At 66.8% G+C, this 17,105-nt stretch carries 25 protein-coding genes and 2 pseudogenes; 20 read left to right on the forward strand and 7 right to left on the reverse strand.

The annotated features are described in order from the left end of the window. Positions 1 to 313 (forward strand): annotated as a pseudogene (locus N878_RS29150) (hypothetical protein); the annotation flags it as partial. A gap of 83 nt (positions 314 to 396) precedes the next feature. On the opposite strand, the gene N878_RS28535 reads toward N878_RS29150, so the two are convergent. Then, on the reverse strand, positions 397 to 876 hold the full coding sequence (locus N878_RS28535) for a hypothetical protein (protein WP_156350910.1): 480 nt from the start codon (positions 874 to 876) through the stop codon (positions 397 to 399). A gap of 218 nt (positions 877 to 1,094) precedes the next feature. On the opposite strand from N878_RS28535, the gene N878_RS21150 reads away from it, so the two are divergent. The 7 genes from N878_RS21150 (at position 1,095) to N878_RS21175 (ending at position 7,587) form a co-directional block, all read left to right on the forward strand. After that, complete coding sequence (locus N878_RS21150; RefSeq protein ID WP_021445526.1) at positions 1,095 to 2,285, forward strand: phage tail sheath protein; 1,191 nt, start codon at positions 1,095 to 1,097, stop codon at positions 2,283 to 2,285. A 29-nt stretch (positions 2,286 to 2,314) separates the two neighbouring features. Beyond that, the gene (locus N878_RS21155) at positions 2,315 to 2,830 is read left to right on the forward strand and encodes a phage major tail tube protein (RefSeq protein ID WP_021445527.1); all 516 of its coding nucleotides are present in this window, start codon (positions 2,315 to 2,317) and stop codon (positions 2,828 to 2,830) included. Between the two features lie 78 nt (positions 2,831 to 2,908). After that, entirely contained in the window at positions 2,909 to 3,217 is a 309-nt protein-coding gene (locus N878_RS21160) for a phage tail assembly protein (RefSeq protein ID WP_021445528.1), read from the forward strand. 11 nt (positions 3,218 to 3,228) lie between these two features. Further along, the gene (locus N878_RS27040; RefSeq protein ID WP_082457911.1) at positions 3,229 to 3,384 is read left to right on the forward strand and encodes a GpE family phage tail protein; all 156 of its coding nucleotides are present in this window, start codon (positions 3,229 to 3,231) and stop codon (positions 3,382 to 3,384) included. Further along, positions 3,341 to 5,893, forward strand: a complete 2,553-nt coding sequence (locus tag N878_RS21165; protein ID WP_031303654.1) for a phage tail tape measure protein — start codon at positions 3,341 to 3,343, stop codon at positions 5,891 to 5,893. Before N878_RS27040 ends, N878_RS21165 begins: the two co-directional genes overlap by 44 nt. A gap of 6 nt (positions 5,894 to 5,899) precedes the next feature. Then, the gene (locus N878_RS21170) at positions 5,900 to 6,340 is read left to right on the forward strand and encodes a phage tail protein (RefSeq protein WP_021445531.1); all 441 of its coding nucleotides are present in this window, start codon (positions 5,900 to 5,902) and stop codon (positions 6,338 to 6,340) included. 29 nt (positions 6,341 to 6,369) lie between these two features. After that, complete coding sequence (locus tag N878_RS21175; RefSeq protein ID WP_256218117.1) at positions 6,370 to 7,587, forward strand: phage late control D family protein; 1,218 nt, start codon at positions 6,370 to 6,372, stop codon at positions 7,585 to 7,587. Between the two features lie 8 nt (positions 7,588 to 7,595). Here N878_RS21175 and N878_RS21180 read toward each other — a convergent pair whose 3' ends face one another. From N878_RS21180 to N878_RS21205, 6 genes are all read right to left on the reverse strand, one after another. Further along, positions 7,596 to 7,853, reverse strand: a complete 258-nt coding sequence (locus tag N878_RS21180; RefSeq protein WP_021445533.1) for a carbon storage regulator — start codon at positions 7,851 to 7,853, stop codon at positions 7,596 to 7,598. 45 nt (positions 7,854 to 7,898) lie between these two features. Further along, positions 7,899 to 8,084 carry a hypothetical protein gene (locus N878_RS21185; protein WP_021445534.1) on the reverse strand — a complete coding sequence of 62 codons (186 nt, stop codon included), beginning with the start codon at positions 8,082 to 8,084 and terminating at the stop codon, positions 7,899 to 7,901. A 79-nt stretch (positions 8,085 to 8,163) separates the two neighbouring features. Continuing rightward, positions 8,164 to 8,415 (reverse strand): transcriptional regulator, encoded by a 252-nt coding sequence (locus N878_RS21190; RefSeq protein WP_021445535.1) that lies wholly within the window; start codon positions 8,413 to 8,415, stop codon positions 8,164 to 8,166. Then, positions 8,406 to 8,684 carry a DUF2511 domain-containing protein gene (locus N878_RS21195; RefSeq protein WP_177342923.1) on the reverse strand — a complete coding sequence of 93 codons (279 nt, stop codon included), beginning with the start codon at positions 8,682 to 8,684 and terminating at the stop codon, positions 8,406 to 8,408. The genes N878_RS21190 and N878_RS21195 overlap by 10 nt, the downstream gene beginning before the upstream one ends. Positions 8,685 to 8,754: 70 nt before the next feature. Continuing rightward, the gene (locus N878_RS21200; protein WP_021445537.1) at positions 8,755 to 9,393 is read right to left on the reverse strand and encodes a BRCT domain-containing protein; all 639 of its coding nucleotides are present in this window, start codon (positions 9,391 to 9,393) and stop codon (positions 8,755 to 8,757) included. 21 nt (positions 9,394 to 9,414) lie between these two features. Continuing rightward, the gene (locus N878_RS21205) at positions 9,415 to 9,831 is read right to left on the reverse strand and encodes a helix-turn-helix domain-containing protein (protein WP_306367241.1); all 417 of its coding nucleotides are present in this window, start codon (positions 9,829 to 9,831) and stop codon (positions 9,415 to 9,417) included. A gap of 21 nt (positions 9,832 to 9,852) precedes the next feature. Here N878_RS21205 and N878_RS21210 point away from each other — a divergent pair, with 21 nt between their 5' ends. The 12 genes and pseudogenes from N878_RS21210 to N878_RS21260 form a co-directional block, all read left to right on the forward strand. Next, entirely contained in the window at positions 9,853 to 10,053 is a 201-nt protein-coding gene (locus N878_RS21210; RefSeq protein ID WP_021445539.1) for a DNA-binding protein, read from the forward strand. Positions 10,054 to 10,082: 29 nt separating this feature from the next. Beyond that, entirely contained in the window at positions 10,083 to 10,553 is a 471-nt protein-coding gene (locus tag N878_RS21215; protein ID WP_021445540.1) for a YmfL family putative regulatory protein, read from the forward strand. Next, complete coding sequence (locus N878_RS21220; protein WP_031303659.1) at positions 10,550 to 10,858, forward strand: ogr/Delta-like zinc finger family protein; 309 nt, start codon at positions 10,550 to 10,552, stop codon at positions 10,856 to 10,858. The genes N878_RS21215 and N878_RS21220 overlap by 4 nt, the downstream gene beginning before the upstream one ends. Further along, complete coding sequence (locus N878_RS21225; RefSeq protein ID WP_021445542.1) at positions 10,855 to 11,139, forward strand: hypothetical protein; 285 nt, start codon at positions 10,855 to 10,857, stop codon at positions 11,137 to 11,139. The genes N878_RS21220 and N878_RS21225 overlap by 4 nt, the downstream gene beginning before the upstream one ends. A gap of 71 nt (positions 11,140 to 11,210) precedes the next feature. Then, positions 11,211 to 11,444, forward strand: a complete 234-nt coding sequence (locus N878_RS21230; protein WP_021445543.1) for a hypothetical protein — start codon at positions 11,211 to 11,213, stop codon at positions 11,442 to 11,444. Positions 11,445 to 11,454: 10 nt separating this feature from the next. Beyond that, a complete protein-coding gene (locus N878_RS21235; RefSeq protein WP_021445544.1) occupies positions 11,455 to 11,700 on the forward strand; it encodes a hypothetical protein in 246 nt (81 codons plus the stop codon). Between the two features lie 5 nt (positions 11,701 to 11,705). Continuing rightward, positions 11,706 to 14,513, forward strand: coding sequence for a toprim domain-containing protein (locus N878_RS21240; RefSeq protein ID WP_031303661.1), 2,808 nt, complete (start codon positions 11,706 to 11,708; stop codon positions 14,511 to 14,513). 50 nt (positions 14,514 to 14,563) lie between these two features. Further along, entirely contained in the window at positions 14,564 to 14,689 is a 126-nt protein-coding gene (locus N878_RS29670; RefSeq protein ID WP_021445546.1) for a hypothetical protein, read from the forward strand. 55 nt (positions 14,690 to 14,744) lie between these two features. Next, the gene (locus tag N878_RS21245; protein WP_021445547.1) at positions 14,745 to 15,599 is read left to right on the forward strand and encodes a hypothetical protein; all 855 of its coding nucleotides are present in this window, start codon (positions 14,745 to 14,747) and stop codon (positions 15,597 to 15,599) included. A 53-nt stretch (positions 15,600 to 15,652) separates the two neighbouring features. Beyond that, complete coding sequence (locus N878_RS21250; protein ID WP_021445548.1) at positions 15,653 to 16,240, forward strand: hypothetical protein; 588 nt, start codon at positions 15,653 to 15,655, stop codon at positions 16,238 to 16,240. Further along, entirely contained in the window at positions 16,237 to 16,614 is a 378-nt protein-coding gene (locus N878_RS21255; RefSeq protein ID WP_021445549.1) for a hypothetical protein, read from the forward strand. Before N878_RS21250 ends, N878_RS21255 begins: the two co-directional genes overlap by 4 nt. 73 nt (positions 16,615 to 16,687) lie before the next feature. Then, positions 16,688 to 17,105: pseudogene (locus tag N878_RS21260) on the forward strand (hypothetical protein); the annotation flags it as partial.

Here is a 17,105-nt window from a genome sequence, read left to right on the forward strand (position 1 = left end):
CGTGGAATACGACCGCGCCCGCATCGAGGCCGAGGCCTTCGCCGCCGCCGGCTACCTGGGCGACGTGCCGCCCATGGTCGCCGCCTGGGCCATAAACGGCCGCACGCCCCAGCAGGCCGCGGAAAACATCCTCGCCGAGGCCGCCCAGTACACCGCCGCCCTGGTGCAACTGCGCGAAGTGCGCCTGGCCGCCAAGGAACACATCCGCGTTCTCATGGCCGCTGGCGAGGTCGAGCAGGCCCAGCAACTCGCCGCCCAGACCATCGCCGCCATTGCGGCCACCGTCGTCGGCATCGGCAACAACGCTACTTAGTAACCCGGTAAGCCTCATAACGAAAAATCCCGACCAAGGTCGGGATTTTCTGTTGGCGTTGATTAACCGCTGGGCAGGTGCATTTATGTTGGCTTCACTGGCGTTTCGCTCAGTTTGTCAATCTCCATCTGTTTCTTGACGCCTCTCTTGATTAGTAATCCGGTAACTAGGATTGGCAGCCAAACAACCATAGGTACATAGGGCACAAAGGACGTTTTAAGACCAGTTCCTCCGACCAGACTACCAAGCACTGATAACGACGTGGTCGCACCAACCATGCCCCACAAACCAACTCCGATACCAAGCGGAACCACGCCTATCGGGCCAACAATCATCCACAGGAGCAGGCCCACCACTGCACCAGAGGCAGCTCCTAGCCCCAAAGAGCCAAACCCTGGCAGTACGACATGCGTTACCGTCCCTATTGCGAAGGCCATCACCAAGCTAATGCAGATCGCAGCATAGGAAATCCATCGACGCACCTGGATCGCCAATGGTTGCGAATACCGCCAGAGCCCCCAGCAGAGCAGAAGACTCACCCCTAGATACAGTGCTGTTTTCAAAGCTCGCTCACCTACCGTTGATTTCATCCGATTAGAGCATTGTCTCTAAGGCTGTGCCCTTTTCCCTTTCTATACAGCTCGGACATCTCGATTGATTAAATCAATAGTTACCGCGCGCTGTACCGCCCCCCGCTACAGCCCCCGCCGCTCGCGCCCCTTGCGCGCGCGCGGCACCCTCAAGGCTCACTGGATCACCGCAAGCCCAGGAGCTGCAGCCCATGGCCACCGACTACCACCACGGCGTCCGCGTCATCGAAATCAATGAGGGCACCCGCCCCATTCGCACCATCGCCACCGCCGTCGTGGGCCTGGTGGCCACCGCCTCGGATGCCGACGCGGCCTTCTTCCCGCTCAACACCCCCGTGCTGCTCACCGACGTGCTCAGCGCCATCGGCAAGGCCGGCACCCAGGGCACCCTGGCCAAGGCGCTGGACGCCATCGCCGACAACGCCAGCCCCGTCACCGTCGTGGTGCGCGTGGCCGACGGCGAAGGCGCCGACGACGCTGCCAAGCAGGCCGACCAGAACAGCAAGGTCATCGGCACCGTCACCGCCGAGGGGCAATACACCGGCCTCAAGGCCCTGCTCACCGCCAAGACCAAGCTCGGCGTCACCCCGCGCATTCTCGGTTGCCCGGGGCTGGATGCCCTGCCGGTCGCCACCGAGCTGGTCAGCATCGCCCAGAGCCTGCGCGCCTTCGCCTACGTCTCCGCCTGGGGCTGCGCCACCAAGGAAGAAGCCGTCGCCTACCGCGACAACTTCGGCGCCCGCGAGCTCATGGTCATCTGGCCCGACTTCATCGAGTGGGACACCGTCGCCAGCGCCAATGCCGTCGCCCCGGCGGTCGCCCGCGCCCTCGGCCTGCGCGCCAAGCTCGACGAGCAAGTCGGCTGGCACAAGACGCTCTCCAACATCCCGGTCAACGGCGTCACCGGCATTAGCAAGGACGTGTTCTGGGATCTGCAGAACCCCGCCACCGACGCCGGCTACCTCAACGAGAACGAAGTCACCACCCTTATCCGCGAAGGCGGCTTCCGCTTCTGGGGCTCGCGCACCTGCAGCGACGACCCGCTGTTCGCCTTCGAGAACTACACCCGCACCGCCCAGGTGCTGGCCGACACCATCGCCGAGGCGCACCTATGGGCCGTCGACAAGCCCATGCACCCGTCCCTGGTGCGCGACATCGTCGAAGGCGTCAACGCCAAGTTCCGCGAGCTGAAGAACGCCGGCTACATCATCGACGGCCAGTGCTGGTACGACGAAGCCGCCAACGACCCCACCACCCTCAAGGCCGGCAAGCTCTACCTGGACTACGACTACACCCCCGTGCCGCCGCTGGAAAACCTCATGTTCCGCCAGCGCATCACCGACCGTTACCTGGTCGACTTCGCCGCCCGCATCAACGCCTGATCGGCCAACCAGCATAGGAGCGCCTGACCATGGCCATGCCCCGCAAACTCAAGAACATGAACATGTTCAACGACGCCAACAGCTACCAGGGCGTCGCCAAGACCGTGACCCTCCCCGACCTGGCCCGCAAGATGGAAGCCTGGCGCGGCGCCGGCATGGACGGCCCGGTCAAGGTCGACCTCGGCCACAGCGACGACGGCCTGCAGATCGAATGGACCATCGGCGGGCTGGACCTGATCAGCATCCGCCAGTTCGGCATCACCAATGCCAGCGGCGTCGGCCTGCGCTGGTCCGGCGCCTACCAGCGCGACGACGACGGCACGGTCATTTCCGTCGAGGTCATCGCCCGCGGCCGCCACGAAACCTACAGCTTCGGCGACGGCGAAACCGGCGAAGAAACCGAGCACACCATCACCACCACCTGCACCTATTACAAGCTGATCGTCGAAGGCAACGTCGAAGTGGAGATCGACCTGCTCGGCATGGTGTTCATGGTGGGCGATGTCGACCGCCTCGCCGAGCAGCGCAAGGCCATCGGCCTGTAACCCGCATAACCCACCCCCGAAGCTGGCCTCGGCGCACCCGCGCCGCTGGCCAGCACCTATCGCCGAAGGAGCCACCCCATGTCCCAAGCCGTCTACAGCAAGCCCATCGAACTCGTCGCCCCCGTCGTGCGCGGCAAAACCAAGGTCGCAAGCATCACCCTGCGCCGCCCCGGCTCCGGCGAGCTGCGCGGCCTCAAGCTCGGCGACCTGGTGCAGGGCGACGTCAACGCCGTGCTCCGCCTGCTGCCGCGCATCAGCCAGCCCACCCTGGCCGAGCAGGAAGTCGCCGCCATGGACCCCTACGACCTCACCCGCTGCGCGGACGAAATCTCGGTTTTTTTGCAAGTGCCGCCGCAGAAGCCGACGGCCGAGGCCTCCCCCGAGTAGTGGACGACGCCATGGCGGACATCGCCATGGTCTTCCACTGGGGGCCCGAGCAGATGGACGCCATGCCCCTGGCGGAACTGATGGACTGGCGCGAGCGCGCCCGAGAACGATGGGAACTGATGCATGGCGCGCGATCTAAAACTGCAGGTGGTACTGGAAGGGCTTAACCGCGCCAGCAAGCCCTTCCGCGAGGCCGGCCGCAGCGCCATCGGCCTGGGCCGCGACCTCAAGGCCACCCGCACCGAGCTCAAGGGCCTGCAGGCCCAACAGAACGATGTTTCCAGCTTCCGCGCCCTCAAGGGCCAGGCCGAACAAACCGGCCAGGCCCTGCAGTCCAGCCGCGACAAGGTGCGCCAGCTCTCCCAGGAGCTGGCCAGCACCGCCACTCCCACCAAGGCCCTCAACCAGCAGTTCCAGCGCGCTATCCGCGAAGCCACCGCCCTCAAGGCCAAGCACGCCCAGCAGCAGACCGAACTCCAGGGCCTGCGCGGCAAGCTCAACGCTGCCGGCATCAGCACCCGCAACCTCGGCCAGCATGAGCGCGACCTCAAGGCGCGCATCACCGCCTCCAACCAGGCCATGGCCCAGCAAGAGGCGCGCCTCAAGCGCCTGACCGCCCAGCAGCAGCGCCTGGCCAGGGCCAAGCAGGAGTACGACCAAACCCAGGGCCTCGCCGGCAGCATGGCCGCCACCGGCGCCGGCGGGCTGGCCACCGGCAGCGGCATCCTCTACGCCGGCTCGCGCATGCTCGCCCCGGGGCTGGACTTCGACGCCAGCATGAGCAAGGTGCAGGCGCTCACCCGCCTGGGCGGCGGCGACGCCGAGCTGCAAGCCCTGCGCGACCAGGCCCGCCAGCTCGGCGCCAGCACCCAGTTCACCGCCGGCAACGCGGCAGACGCCCAGGGCTTCCTGGCCATGGCCGGCTTCAACCCGCAGGCCATCCGCGCCGCCATGCCCGGCATGCTCGCCCTCGCCAAGGCCGGCGACAGCGAGCTGGCCGACACCGCCGATATCGCCTCCAACATCCTCACCGGCTTCAACCTCCAGGCCGGCGACATGGGCCGCGTCGGCGACGTCCTGGTGGGCGCCTTCACCCGCTCCAACGTCAACCTGCAGATGCTCGGCGAAACCATGAAGTACGTGGCGCCGGTGGCGGCAGGTGTGGGGCAGGACATCGAGACCATGGCCGCCATGGCCGGCAAGCTGGGCGACGCCGGCATCCAGGGCAGCATGGGCGGCACCGCCTTGCGCGCTATCATCAGCCGCCTGGCCAAGCCGCCCAAGCAGGCGGCCGACGCACTCAACGAGCTCGGCATCAGCGCCAAGGACGCCGACGGCAACCTGCGCGACATGCCCACCGTGCTGCAGGAGATCTACGAAAAAACCAAGGCCATGGGCGACGCCGACCGCGCCGGCTTCCTCAAGGGCATTGCCGGCGAAGAAGCCTTCAGCGGCCTGCAGGTGCTGGTCAAACAGGCCGGCACCGGCGCCCTGCAAGAGTTCATCGGCACCCTGCGCAACGCCCGCGGCGAGGCCGAGAAAACCGCTACCGTCATGGGCGACAACCTGCGCGGCGACATCTCAGCGCTCAGCAGCGCCTGGGAAGACCTCGGCATCCAGCTGCAGGATCAGCAAAACGGCCCCCTGCGCGGCATCACCCAGGGCATCACCCGCGTGATCGGCGGCGTGAAAACCTGGGTCGCGGAGAATCCCCAGCTCGCCGGCCAGCTTGTTAAAACGGCGGCAGGCATCGGCCTGGTGATGGCCGGCATGGGCGGCCTGACGCTCGCCATGGCCAGCATCCTTGGCCCGTTCGCCATGGTGCGCTACGGCATGATGCTGTTCGGCATCCGCGGCGCCGGCCTGGCCAGCACCCTGTTCAGCCTCGGCCGCACCGCCCTGCCCCTGGTCGCCACCGGCCTCAAGGCGCTGGCGGTCGCGGCCATGGCCAACCCCATCCTGGCGCTCATCACCGGCGTGGCCATCGGCGCCGCGCTCATCTACAGCAACTGGGACCGCATCGGCCCGTACTTCGCCGGCCTCTGGGGCGAGATCAAGGCCGGCTTCTCCGGCGGCCTGGCCGGCATCGCCGCCACCATCCTCAATTTCAGCCCGCTGGGCCTGTTCCACCGCGCCCTGGCCGGCGTGCTCGGCTACTTCGGTGTCGACATCCCCGCGCGCTTTAGCGAATTCGGCGGCATGCTCATCGACGGCCTGGTCAACGGCATCACCGCCGGCCTTGGCCGCGTGAAAGACGCCATCACCGGCGCCGGCGGCGCCGCCATCGGGTGGTTCAAGCAGAAACTCGGCATCCACAGCCCCTCGCGCGTGTTCGCCGAGCTCGGCGGCTACACCATGCAGGGCTACGGCCAGGGCCTGCTGGCCGAGCAGAGCAGCCCGCTCAGCGCCCTGGCGCGCATCGGTCGCAACCTGGTGCAGGCCGGTGCCCACAACATCGGCGGCGCCATTGCCTTCGACAGCCGCCCCCCGCTGGCAGCGGCCGGCGCCGGTAGCGCCCCAGCCATCACCATCGAGGGCGACACCCTGCACATCACCATCGGCGGTGGCAGTGGCCTCGATATCGCCAGCCTGCGGCAGGTGTTCAACCAGCTCATGGCCGAGCAAGCCGCCAAGAAGGCCGCCCGCCTGCGCTCCGCGCTGTATGACCAGGAGTAACAAGCCATGATGATGGCCCTCGGCATGTTCGTGTTCGGCATGCACACCCTCGCCTACCAGGAATTCCAGCGGCAAAACGACTGGCGCCACGGCAGCACCTCGCGCATCGGCGCCCGCCCGGCGCGCCAATACCTGGGCCCAGGCGACGAGAGCATCACCCTGCCCGGCGTGCTGCTGCCCGAAATCGCCGGCAGCATCCTCAGCCTCGACACCCTGCGCGTTATGGCCGACACCGGCAAAGCCTGGCCGCTCATCGAGGGCACCGGCCGCATCTACGGCATCTACGTCATCGAGAGCCTCAGCGAGACCAAGACCTACTTCTTCAAGGACGGCGCCGCCCGCCGCATCGAGTTCAACCTCAAGCTCACCCGCGTCGACGAAAGCCGCGTCGACCTGCTCGGCACCCTCACCGGCGCCGCCGGCGACATCCTGAGGCGCGTGCTGTGATCGACAGGCTCACCGGCGCCGCCGGGCAGATCCTGCGCGAGCAGCTCGGCCACACCAGCGCCGCCCTCACCTACGCCCACCCCATCTGCCGCGTAACGGTGGACGGCCGCGACATCACCGCCGACATCACCGCCCGCCTGGTCAGCATCACCCTCACCGACAACCGCGGCATGGAGGCCGACCAGCTCGACATCCAGCTCAGCGACCACGACGGCCGGCTCGCCATCCCGCCCAAGGGCGCCAGCATCGGCCTCTGGCTGGGCTGGAGCGACACCGGCCTGGTGAACAAAGGCACCTACACCGTCGACGAGTTGGAGCACAGCGGCGCGCCAGACGTGCTCAGCATCCGCGCCCGCAGCGCCGACCTGCGCGAAGGCCTGGCCAAGAAGCGCGAACGCAGCTGGCACCAGCAAACCATCGGCAGCGTGCTCGCCAGCATCGCCGCCGAATACGGCCTCAAGCCCCTGGTGCAGGTGGGTCTGGCCGCCATCGGCCTGCCGCACCTGGACCAGGCCGGCGAATCAGACCTCAACCTCATCACCCGCCTGGCGGCCGAGCACGACGCCATCGCCTCGGTGAAGGCCGGGCGCCTGCTGTTCCTCCCCGTAGGCAGAGCCACCAGCGCCAGCGGCCTCGCCCTGCCCCACATCACCCTGACGCGCGCAGACGGCGACCAGCACCGCTACCTCGACGCCAACCGCGACACCTACACCGGCGCCAAGGCCTACTACTACGAGGTCAACAGCGCGCAAAGGAAGGAGGCCATCGCCGGCAGCGGCGACAACCTCAAGGAACTGCGCCACACCTACACCGACCAGGCCAGCGCCCTGGAAGCCGCCCGGGCGGAATGGCGCCGCCTGCAGCGCGGCACCGCCACGCTCTCCTACACCCTGGCCAAAGGCCGGCCCGAGCTGATACCCGAGCTCACCTACAGCCTCACCGGCATCAAGGCGGAAATCAGCGCCATCGTCTGGCTCGGCGGCAACGTCCAGCACAGCTTCACGCCCGAGGCCTACACCACCAGCCTGGAGCTCACCAGCCAACTGCCAGACGGCGACGAGCTCGCCAGCGACGCCAGCGCTACCTACACCGGCGTGGTGGCCACCTACCGCGACGAGAAAACCGGGGCTCAGAAGAAAGTCACCGAAGGCGACCAGGCCAACCCGAAACGCCTCACCCACCTTTATGCGAGCAAGGCCAGCGCGGAGCGGGCGGTAAAGCGGGAAGCTGCCAGGCTGCAGGCGTGAAGGAGCAGTTACTCCCCGTCGCTAGTACGAGGGCGGCGGTACCCGCGCGTTTCGCGCACATCCCACTCGCCCAACTCTTCACGCACGATGCTGACATCGCTGGGCGCCTCGATTGAAAGCCGCACCTGCCCGCCTCGAATGTCGCGCGTCTCGATCATGATGCCCTCGCGCTGCAGCTGCTCCAGCACCTTCACCGGGTCGGCATCACGCTCAACGTGCAGAAACAGCCGCTCGCCCACGCGGCGCGTTAGAACCAGATGTCGCATACCACCTCCATGGCAAAAGCCCCGCACACGGCGGGGCCTGGCGTCTCAAGTCGGCGAATCCTGCCGCACCATCGCCTCGATCGCACGGCGCATAAACGCCTGCTCGGCGTGGTCCAACTGGCGGTAGAACCGCAACAGCAGCCGCTCCTCTGGCGTCACCCACTCAGGCTGGGGCTGTGCAACCCGCTCCGCCAGTTGCTCCCCAACAGCCTCACGAACATCGGTACTCATCTGCATACTCCGTTAATGGCAGTGAGCCACTGACCATAACGGCAGCTTTCAGAATCCCAAGGGCTCTGGCGTGCGACCTTCAGCCAGTTGCGCCGGCGTCTTCCTCGCCGGTCACAATCCACATCACCCGCGCATCGGTGCGCCGGTGCAGCGCGTGCAGGTAGTCGGCAGGTATCGGCTGGCTGCCGTCTTCATAGCGCTTCTGCACCAAGTCCACGCGCCCGCACAGGTGCGCCAGCTCATGCACCTGCAGCCCCAGCCGCTCGCGCTCGGCCCTCAGGCGGGCTCCGATGGCAAAGTCGTCGTCGAGCTGTTCGGGGGTTACCGGCATAGGGTGAGGCCCTTCTCGATCACCTGGCTGACGCTGACCTTGGTGCCGGAAATCTCCGGGCTATCGCTCCACACAGGCTCCAAATCATCCAGGCCGAGAGCGCTTGCCTTGCCCTTGGCGGCGCCGTTCAGCGGGTACATGCGGCCGGACTCGGCATCCATCACCGTCACCGCGTTGCCGGCATGGCAGGCGACATAACCTTCCTCGAAGGTGAACGGCCAGGCGGCACCGAAGTCCTCGGCGCTAATCAGGTCTTGCTTTGCGGCCACAGCGGCCGACGAGAACAGCCCAACGAGTGCTAGGCCTATGAGTCCATTACGCATCTTCGCTCCCTTGAGTTCAGCCAAACATCGCCCGCTGCCAGGCATCCTCGCCGACAATCGCGATTGGCGTGCCGGCCTCGCGCAGCTCAACAGCCTTCATGATTTTTAAGCCGTAACTGCTGTGCCGCCACTGCTCGTTGCCAATGCTGCCGACCACCAAGTAGTGAACCTTCTTGCTCACCCCTCCCCCAATGATGCCGCCACGCTCTTCCACCAGCTTCTGGCACTCCTTGCGTGGGCCGTAAGCCATGGTGCCGGTGAAAACGTACAGGCGCCCATCCCACACCAGTTCAGGTGCTGGAGAGTTGAACGGCAGGTCGTTGGCAGCTGCATAGCCCTGCTCTGGGGTTGCCTTCGCCAGCTCAAGCCCACCGAAGCGAGTCAGGATGCTCAGCAGGTCGGCGGACTCTTCGGCATCGAGCACACCATCGACCAGCATAAGCTCCAGGCGCTGATACAGCAGGTTGATCACAGGGTCATCAAGATGGGAAAGGTTAGCTTCGAGCCAGCGCTGCAGAAATCGGGCTTCGTCCAGGGTCACTGCACCATCGGCGGTAATTCCAGCCGCCAGGCCGGCAAGGGCGTCGGCGGCCCTGCGATCCATGCGCGCCGAGTTGAAGAAGCGGCTGTTTTCAAACTCACCATGAAGATCCATCTCGTTACTCCTGCTGGTTGACTACTTCTTCACCTCATACCGCCCCGCCATCTCGGCCAGGGCCGCCACCATCTTCCCGGTGTGGCCTCGCTCGGCCTCGGGCAGCTGCCGGTAATGCTCCAGCAGGCTCGCCTCGTCCGGCGCCAGGCTGCCGGCGTCGGTGGAGATCCGCGCGCCAGTCAGCACGTAATGCACATCGACCCCCATACCCTGCAGCGCGAGCAGGTAGTCGATGCTGGGCGAGCTGGTCTCCAGTTCGTAAGCCTTCTGGGTGCCACGGCTCACCCCGGCGACGACGCCGAAGTCGGTCTGATTCAGGCCGAGGCGGTCCCTTTCTTCGCGCAGGCGCTCGCCTGTCCCGGCCGCAATGAGCATTTTTTTGATCAATACCAGTTGACCTGACCAGTTTTTTGGCCAAGAATCCTTGTCGTCGAACACGATTAAACACGGATAAACACTATGCACGGCCTATTGACCCCCGAGCAAGCCCGCGCGGCGCTTGACCGCAAGGGCATGTCCATCGCCGAATTCAGCCGCCTCAACGGCTTGAACAAAAATTTGGTCAGCGACCTGCTCAACGGTCGCAAGAAGGGCAAGCGCGGCCAGGCTCACCGAGCCGCCGTCCTTCTCGGCATCAAGGAAGGCGAAGCCGCACGTTAGTGCGGTGGGTTCCGGGGGGAAACGAGAAGATGAAACGCCCAATACTCGACAGCCGCCGCAAGGTGGTCAGCGCCATAATCCAGGCCTTCCCTGGCGGGCGCGAATGTGCCGCCACCCTGCTCGGCCTGGAACTCAAGAAGTTCGACAACCAGGCCTACGAGAGCGCCGGCCACCGCCCGCTGGCAGACGAGCAGCTGCACGCCCTCGAGCAAGTCGCCGGCACCACCTACCTGCCGGACTACATCAGCGGCCTCTACAACGGCGTGCACGTCCCCATGCCCGGCGCCGAGCAGCTCGACAACCTCGACCTGTTCACCCGCGCCATGGCCACCACCGTCAAGCGCGGCCAGGTAGACGCGCTGATCCTCAAGGCCCTCGACGACGGTGCCATCGACGAAGCCGAGCTTGCCGAAATCGTCGCCGCCCACCGCCAGCACATTGCCGCCCGCCACGCCGAGGTCGGTGCCGTGATCACCCTGCACAGGAAGACGCAGCCATGACAGCCCCAACCGGCGGTGGTTACCGCGCCCTTTGCCCGGCCTGCAGCAGCCCCATGCGCATCCGTGGCAGCAAGGACCAGACCGCAACCTTCAAGACCATGTACGCCCAGTGCACCAACATGGCCTGCAGCGCTGCCTACAGCGGCTCGCTCACCTGGGACTACGCCCTCAGCCCCTCGGGCGTGGACCGCCCCCGCGTCGAGCTGCCCCTCGCCCCATCCGCCCAGCGCCAGCAGGCGCTGCGCGAAAGCCGCCAGGAATCCAACCAGCTCGACCTGCTCGACGCCCAGGAGGCCACCGCATGAACGCCGCACCGCTGTTCCACGACTACCGCGACCAGATGCAGGGCAAGGCGCTGGAGTTCCTGCAGCACCACCATGCCGAGCACCTGGGCGACGATGCCCAGCTGATCGAGCGCACCACCCAGCACCTGGTGCACAGCTGGGACGTGCCCCTGTTCCTCGCGCCGCGCCTGGTGGCCCTGGCCATCAGCGAGCTTCGCCCACAACCGAGCCGCCCGGTCTGGCTCGGCATTGACCTGGCCACAGGGCCAGACAGCGCCGGCCAACGCTTCCACCACCCGTAACCGCACACCCAAGCCCATGCCCACCTTGCGTGGGTAAGGGCGAGCTGCACCCAGCATTCGAGGACGCCGCCATGCAAGAGGCCATCGACATCCAGCTGCAAATGCCCCGGCCCGTGGCCGAGGCCCTGCTCAGCAGCCTGCGCGAAGAACTGCGCAACGGCCTGCAGGTGCATTGGTACGACGACCGCTACCGCACCGTGCCGGACAAGCTCCGCAGCCGCCGCATCCTCGACGACTACCCGGCCCTCGCCGGCCACAAACGCACCATTGGCGCGCTGCGCGCAGCGCTCACAGCCGCCCAGTAAGGATTGCACCATGCCCACGCCCAACCATCCCAAGCTGCCGCTGTGCAGCCAGCTCGCGGCCCAGCCTGAACGCGGCATTTTCGCTTTCTGGCTCAACGCCTTGCTCGAAGATCAGTCGCGGGACATTCGCCAGCGGGATGCACTGCGTCTGAAAGGCATGCTGGCCGCCTACCAAGAGCTTGGCGTGATCAGCGAGCAGCAAAGCAATGCCATGACGGAAGAGCTGACCCCATTCGCCTTCGGGGCCGCCGTATGACCCCGATGAAAGAATCACTGCGCAGCGACGTGCTGAGCCGCATCCAGCTCGACTACGGCCTCAAGCCGATCACCGGCACCAAGTACATGCGCAAGGGCAAGTGCCCGGCCTGCGCCAAGCCCGAGCTCTACACCTTCACCGACTCGCCCTGGCTGCTCATCTGCGGCCGCGGCAAGTGCGGCGCGCAATACCACGTCAAGGACCTCTACGACGAGCTGTTCAACGACTGGAGCGAGCGCGCCCCGGCCACCGAGCAGCAGCCCACCGCCACCGCCCGCGCCTACCTGGAGTTCGCCCGCGGCTTTCGCCTGGAGCTGATCGAAGGCTGGTTTACCCAGGAGAACTACTGGTCCCGCGAGGTCAATGCCGGCAGCGCCACCGTGCGTTTCCCCCTGGCCAAGGGTGGCTACTGGGAACGCCTGATCGACCGCCCCGAGCGCTTCGGCAAGCAGAAGGCCCGCTTCAAGCCTGGCGAAAGCTACAAGGGCGTGTGGTGGTGCCCGCCCTCGCTGGACCTCACCACCCAGGCCGAGCTGTACATCGTCGAGGGCATCTTCGACGCCATCGCCCTGCTCCACCACGACGTCGCCGCCGTGTCGGCCATGAGCTGCAACGCCTTCCCCGAGCAGTCCCTGCGCGAGCTGCTGCAGGCCTGCGCTGAGGCCAACCGCCGCCCGCCGAGCCTGGTCTGGGCGTTGGACAACGAGCCCGTGGCGCGCAGCTACACCCGCAAGTGGGTGGCCCAGGCGCGCGCCATGGGCTTCACCTGCGAAGCCGCCCTGGCGCCGCAGCGCGGCAAGAAGGTCGACTGGAACGATATGCACCAGCGCTGGGCCTTCATCGACGACGCCGAGCAACGCGCCGAGCGCGTCAAGGCCGATCTGGACGAAGCCCGCCACCAGGGCGCCCTGCTGATCGCCGAAAGCGCCTCCGAGAAAGCCCTGCTCATCTACCAGCGCAACGAGGCCAAGGAGTTCCACTTCGGCTTCGACAACCGCCTCTACTGGTGGACCCTCGACCTGGACAAATTCAACAAGGCCGTCCAGGCGATCGAGGGCGACGACGAAGGCGCCGACCGCGAGCTGAACAACAAGCAGGTGCGCGAGAAGGCCCTGCGCATGAGCGGCTGCGTGGTGGAAATCGCCAACTGCTACCCCGAGGCCCTCTACTACCAGCGCAACGAGATCACCGACGAGGCCTGGTACTACCTGCGCGTCGACTTCCCCCACGGCGCGCCCAGCGTCAAGAACACCTTCACCAGCACCCAGCTGGCCGCCGCCAGCGAGTTCAAGAAGCGGCTATTGGGCATGGCCGCCGGCGCCATGTTCACCGGCACCGGCCAGCAGCTCGACAAAATCATGAAATCCCAGCTCTACGGCATCAAAACCGTCGAGACCATCGACTTCGTCGGCTACAGCAAGGAATACGGCTGCTGGGTATTCGGCGACGTCGCCGTGAAGGACGGCCAGGTGTACGAGGCCAACGCCGAGGACTACTTCGAGTTCGGCAAGCTGCGCATCAAGACCCTGCAGAAGGGCGTCACCATCCGCCCCAGCCGCGACGCCAAGGCCTACGACACCAAATGGTTCAAGCTGCTGTGGACCTGTTTCGGCGCCCAGGGCGTGGTGGCGCTGACGTTCTTCTTCGGCTCGCTGTTCTGCGAGCAGATCCGCGCGCGCTGGCAGTCCTACCCCTTCCTGGAGGCCACCGGCGAGGCCGGCGCCGGCAAGACCACCCTCCTCAACCTGCTGTGGAAGCTGCTCGGCCGCGAGGGCTATGAAGGCTTCGACCCGATGAAGTCCACCAAGGCCGGCCGCTCGCGCCTCATGGGCCAGGTGGCGGGTATGCCGGTGGTCTACCTGGAAGCCGACCGCCACGGCGACGACAAGGCCCACGCGAAAACCTTCGAGTGGGACGAGCTCAAGGACTTCTACGGCGGCGGCACCCTGGCCACCAAAGGCGTCAAGACGGCCGGCAATGAGACCTACGAGCCGCCCTTCCGCGGTGCCATCGCCATCAGCCAGAACGCCGCGGTGGTGGCCCACGAAGCCATCATGACGCGCATCTGCAAGCTGCACTTCGTGCGCCCCCAGGTCACGCCGGAGAGCCGCGCCGCGGCCGACCGCCTCAACGGCCTGGATGGCAGCACCCTCAGCCACTTCCTGCTGCAGGCGGTGAAGCTCGAGGCCGAGGTCCTGCAGCTGCTCGCCGAGCAGTACCCGGCCCACGAGGCCCGCCTGCGCCGCCTGCACACCCACTGCATCACCTGCGGCACCGAGTACGCCGACGCCAGCGACAGCGCCGCCTGCAAGGCCTGCGGCAACACCCTGCGCGGCTACATCCGCGTGGAGCGCATCAGCAAGAACCACGCCCAGCTGCTCGGCCTGCTCGACTGCCTGCGCCTGGTGGTGCCCATCAGCGATGCCCAGCACAGCGCCACCCAACGCCAGATCATCGCCATGGCCCTGGAGCGCCAGGCCTCGATCAGCGCCGACCACGCCGCCGTGGCCGAGTTCTGGGAGGTGTACGACTACCTGGAAGGCCTGGACGCCGACGGCCCGGTGGTCAACCACAGCAAGAAAGAGGGCGTCATCGCCATCAACCTCAACGAATTCTGCGAACGCGCCGCCGAGCACAAGCAAAAGCTGGCCGAGATCGGCGTGCTGCGCGACCTGCTCAAGGAAAGCCGCTCACGCAAGTTCATCGAAGCCAACCGCGCCACCGACAGCGCCGTGCGCTGCTACCAGGCCAAGCGCGCCAACCTCACCACCTACAAGTCCCCCACGGTGAAGTGCTGGATCTTCAAGGAATAACCCCGCCAAGGCGCGGCAACGCCAAGGCCCAACCCCGAAGGAGAAGCACCATGCAAAGCAACGACGACACCCCACACAGCACGGCCCTGACCCTGCTCGGCAGCGCCCTGGCCCTGCTGCTGCTCATCGCCATCGGCAACGCAGTGCCCGACGCCCTGCTGGCCATCACCCACTGACCCAACCGCCCGGGCGCGGCAACGCCCGGGCAACCACCCCCGAAGGAGAAGCACCATGCACCCGAGCAACGAAACCCCGAAATGGCTCAGCCTGTTCATCACCGCGTTCGGCACCCAGGGCCTCATCGCCCTCGCCTGGTGGGCCGGCGCCTTCCACGCCCAGCGCATCCGCGAGCTGCAGGCCACCTACCCCATCCTGCAGATCACCGGCAGCGCCGGCGTGGGCAAGTCCACCCTGGTGGCCAACCTGTGGAAGCTGGCGGGCAGCGAAGGCGAGAACCGCAACGCTGACAGCTGCAGCATGGGCGCGCTGCTCGCCTTCCTGGTCCGTGCCATCAATCGCCCGGTGGTGGTGGAAGAGAGCTACCGGGGCGACGAGTACTTCGACTGGAATGTCCTGCGCCAGTGCTACGACGGTGCCGTGCTCCCCGTGCGCGTCAGCGGCACCGACGAAACGGTCAACACCTTCACCTTCCAGGGCGCGCTGGCGTTCGTCGGCGGCGAAACCGAGGTGCTCAATCGCCGCATCGTCAACATCCACCTGGTGCGCCAGCCGCGCACCGATGGCCACCGCTCGGCGGTCGATGCCCTGCATGACCTGCAGATCACCGAAATGGCCCAGTTCGTCGACGCCGTGCGCATGAACCGCGAACAGGTGGTGTACCGCCTCGGCCACGTCGCGGCCTACACCGAGAGCCTGCAGGAAGAACACGAGCAGCGCCTCCCTACCGATACCGCCCGCAACCACGCCCAGCTGCGCGCCCTGCTCGACCTGCTGGCCGACCTGTTCCCCATCCCCGCCGACGCGCTGCACCAGGCCCACTGCGAGGTCTGCGACATGGCCTGGCAGCACGTCCCCGGCAAGACCGACTTCGCGGTCTTCAAGGTTGAACCCAGCAGCACCAACTAACCCATCCCGCCCAGGCGCGGCAACGCCTGGGCACCACCCGAAGGAGAAGCACCATGCAGCACCACTACAAATCCACCGCCCCGGCCACGCTGGCCATCGTCCAGGAGCTGTACCAGGCCAAGGCCGAGCTGGCCCGCCAGGCGGCCAAGCTGGGCGAGCTGTTCGGCGGCGATATCGCCCCCATGCGTGACATCACCAGCCACTACGCCGGCGGCGTAAAGCTCAGCGCCGACAAGGCCCTGGACGTGCACTGGCGCCGCCCGGACGACTGGGGCTACCGCACCCTGCGCGCCCAGGCGGTACCGCCCAAAGGCATCGACAGAAAAGAGCGCGCCGCCATCCGCGCCGAGCACGAGCGCCTGCTCACCCTCTGGAATGACAACTACCCCGCTCCCGTCTGCACGCACGACTACTGGGGGCGCCTCGGCATCAACACCGGCAACCTGCTGCTGTGCGGCGGCACGCTGTTCGAGCACCAGGGCACCGCCTATTTCCTCCTGGGCTTCCAGATCGACCAGGCCCAGCACCAAGCCAACGTCGCCACCGGCAAGCCAACCGCCGGCTGGATCGAGGGCGCCGTCGAGATCCTGCCCAGCGAATACTCGGCAGCCGTCGCCGCTTACAAGGGGGCGCAGGCATGAGCAACATCCCGCAGAACCTGGAAATACTCATGGCCTTCGAAGACTGGGCCAAGCCGCGCGGCTACGACCTCGCGCGCCCCGCTGACCGGGCGCATGCCGCCGACGAGTTCCAGAACCTTGAAACCCGCGCCGCCTGGCTCGGCTTCGAGGCCGCCCACGGCCCGGCCGGCTGCCGCCCCTACGGCCAGCAGCTCTACGCCCTGCTCAAGAAATCCAGCGAATACGCCCACCAGACCGACAAGCTGTTCCCGGTGCGCGTCGGCACCCCGCCCTATGACGACTACGCCGTCCACGGTGGTCCCGGCGGCGTGTACCGCCTGCGCGACGTGAGTTTCTACGTGATCGAAGGCGGCAAGCAGTACCGCCTCAACTGACACCGGCCAACGCCGGAAAAAGAAGGCCCCGCCGAGCGGCAACTCGGCAGGGCTGCCCCGAAGGAGAACCGCCATGCACCTACAACCCCACCACCGCTGGCCGCTACTGGCCATGGTCGCCGCCCTGGCGGGCGTAACGGCCACCTCGGTGGCGATGGCCATATCCGCGCTGATCGACGCGCCCGTGCTCGCTGCACTGTTCGCCGGCGCCGCCGTGGTGCTGGACCTGTTCAAGTACGCCGCCTGGCCGCTGGCACTGATGCTGCTGGCAGCCCGCCGCACCCTGGCCGCGCTACTGATGATGGCCAGCGCCATCGCCCTGGGCGCCGTTTCCGGATGGGCCACCTACGACCGGCTCATGACCTCGATCATCACCAGCCAGGCCGAGCACCAGGCGCAGCAAGAACAGCGCCAGGCCGACCTGCTGGAGCTACGCCAGGCCGACGCCGCCCGCATCGAGCAGCTCGACGCCCAAGCCGTCGCCGTCCATC

Origin of the sequence: Pseudomonas sp. EGD-AK9 (assembly GCF_000465935.2) — a bacterium.
Lineage (GTDB): Bacteria > Pseudomonadota > Gammaproteobacteria > Pseudomonadales > Pseudomonadaceae > Aquipseudomonas.

What these genes read in the sequence shown, in the direction of transcription:
- N878_RS21150 (WP_021445526.1), top strand. Translation starts at nt 1,095, where the DNA reads ATGGCCACCGACTACCACCACGGCGTCCGCGTCATCGAAATCAATGAG.
- N878_RS21155 (WP_021445527.1), top strand. Translation starts at nt 2,315, where the DNA reads ATGGCCATGCCCCGCAAACTCAAGAACATGAACATGTTCAACGACGCC.
- N878_RS21160 (WP_021445528.1), top strand. Translation starts at nt 2,909, where the DNA reads ATGTCCCAAGCCGTCTACAGCAAGCCCATCGAACTCGTCGCCCCCGTC.
- N878_RS27040 (WP_082457911.1), top strand. Translation starts at nt 3,229, where the DNA reads ATGGCGGACATCGCCATGGTCTTCCACTGGGGGCCCGAGCAGATGGAC.
- N878_RS21165 (WP_031303654.1), top strand. Translation starts at nt 3,341, where the DNA reads ATGGCGCGCGATCTAAAACTGCAGGTGGTACTGGAAGGGCTTAACCGC.
- N878_RS21170 (WP_021445531.1), top strand. Translation starts at nt 5,900, where the DNA reads ATGATGATGGCCCTCGGCATGTTCGTGTTCGGCATGCACACCCTCGCC.
- N878_RS21180 (WP_021445533.1), bottom strand. Translation starts at nt 7,853, where the DNA reads ATGCGACATCTGGTTCTAACGCGCCGCGTGGGCGAGCGGCTGTTTCTG.
- N878_RS21185 (WP_021445534.1), bottom strand. Translation starts at nt 8,084, where the DNA reads ATGAGTACCGATGTTCGTGAGGCTGTTGGGGAGCAACTGGCGGAGCGG.
- N878_RS21190 (WP_021445535.1), bottom strand. Translation starts at nt 8,415, where the DNA reads ATGCCGGTAACCCCCGAACAGCTCGACGACGACTTTGCCATCGGAGCC.
- N878_RS21200 (WP_021445537.1), bottom strand. Translation starts at nt 9,393, where the DNA reads ATGGATCTTCATGGTGAGTTTGAAAACAGCCGCTTCTTCAACTCGGCG.
- N878_RS21210 (WP_021445539.1), top strand. Translation starts at nt 9,853, where the DNA reads ATGCACGGCCTATTGACCCCCGAGCAAGCCCGCGCGGCGCTTGACCGC.
- N878_RS21215 (WP_021445540.1), top strand. Translation starts at nt 10,083, where the DNA reads ATGAAACGCCCAATACTCGACAGCCGCCGCAAGGTGGTCAGCGCCATA.
- N878_RS21220 (WP_031303659.1), top strand. Translation starts at nt 10,550, where the DNA reads ATGACAGCCCCAACCGGCGGTGGTTACCGCGCCCTTTGCCCGGCCTGC.
- N878_RS21225 (WP_021445542.1), top strand. Translation starts at nt 10,855, where the DNA reads ATGAACGCCGCACCGCTGTTCCACGACTACCGCGACCAGATGCAGGGC.
- N878_RS21230 (WP_021445543.1), top strand. Translation starts at nt 11,211, where the DNA reads ATGCAAGAGGCCATCGACATCCAGCTGCAAATGCCCCGGCCCGTGGCC.
- N878_RS21235 (WP_021445544.1), top strand. Translation starts at nt 11,455, where the DNA reads ATGCCCACGCCCAACCATCCCAAGCTGCCGCTGTGCAGCCAGCTCGCG.
- N878_RS21240 (WP_031303661.1), top strand. Translation starts at nt 11,706, where the DNA reads ATGAAAGAATCACTGCGCAGCGACGTGCTGAGCCGCATCCAGCTCGAC.
- N878_RS29670 (WP_021445546.1), top strand. Translation starts at nt 14,564, where the DNA reads ATGCAAAGCAACGACGACACCCCACACAGCACGGCCCTGACCCTGCTC.
- N878_RS21245 (WP_021445547.1), top strand. Translation starts at nt 14,745, where the DNA reads ATGCACCCGAGCAACGAAACCCCGAAATGGCTCAGCCTGTTCATCACC.
- N878_RS21250 (WP_021445548.1), top strand. Translation starts at nt 15,653, where the DNA reads ATGCAGCACCACTACAAATCCACCGCCCCGGCCACGCTGGCCATCGTC.
- N878_RS21255 (WP_021445549.1), top strand. Translation starts at nt 16,237, where the DNA reads ATGAGCAACATCCCGCAGAACCTGGAAATACTCATGGCCTTCGAAGAC.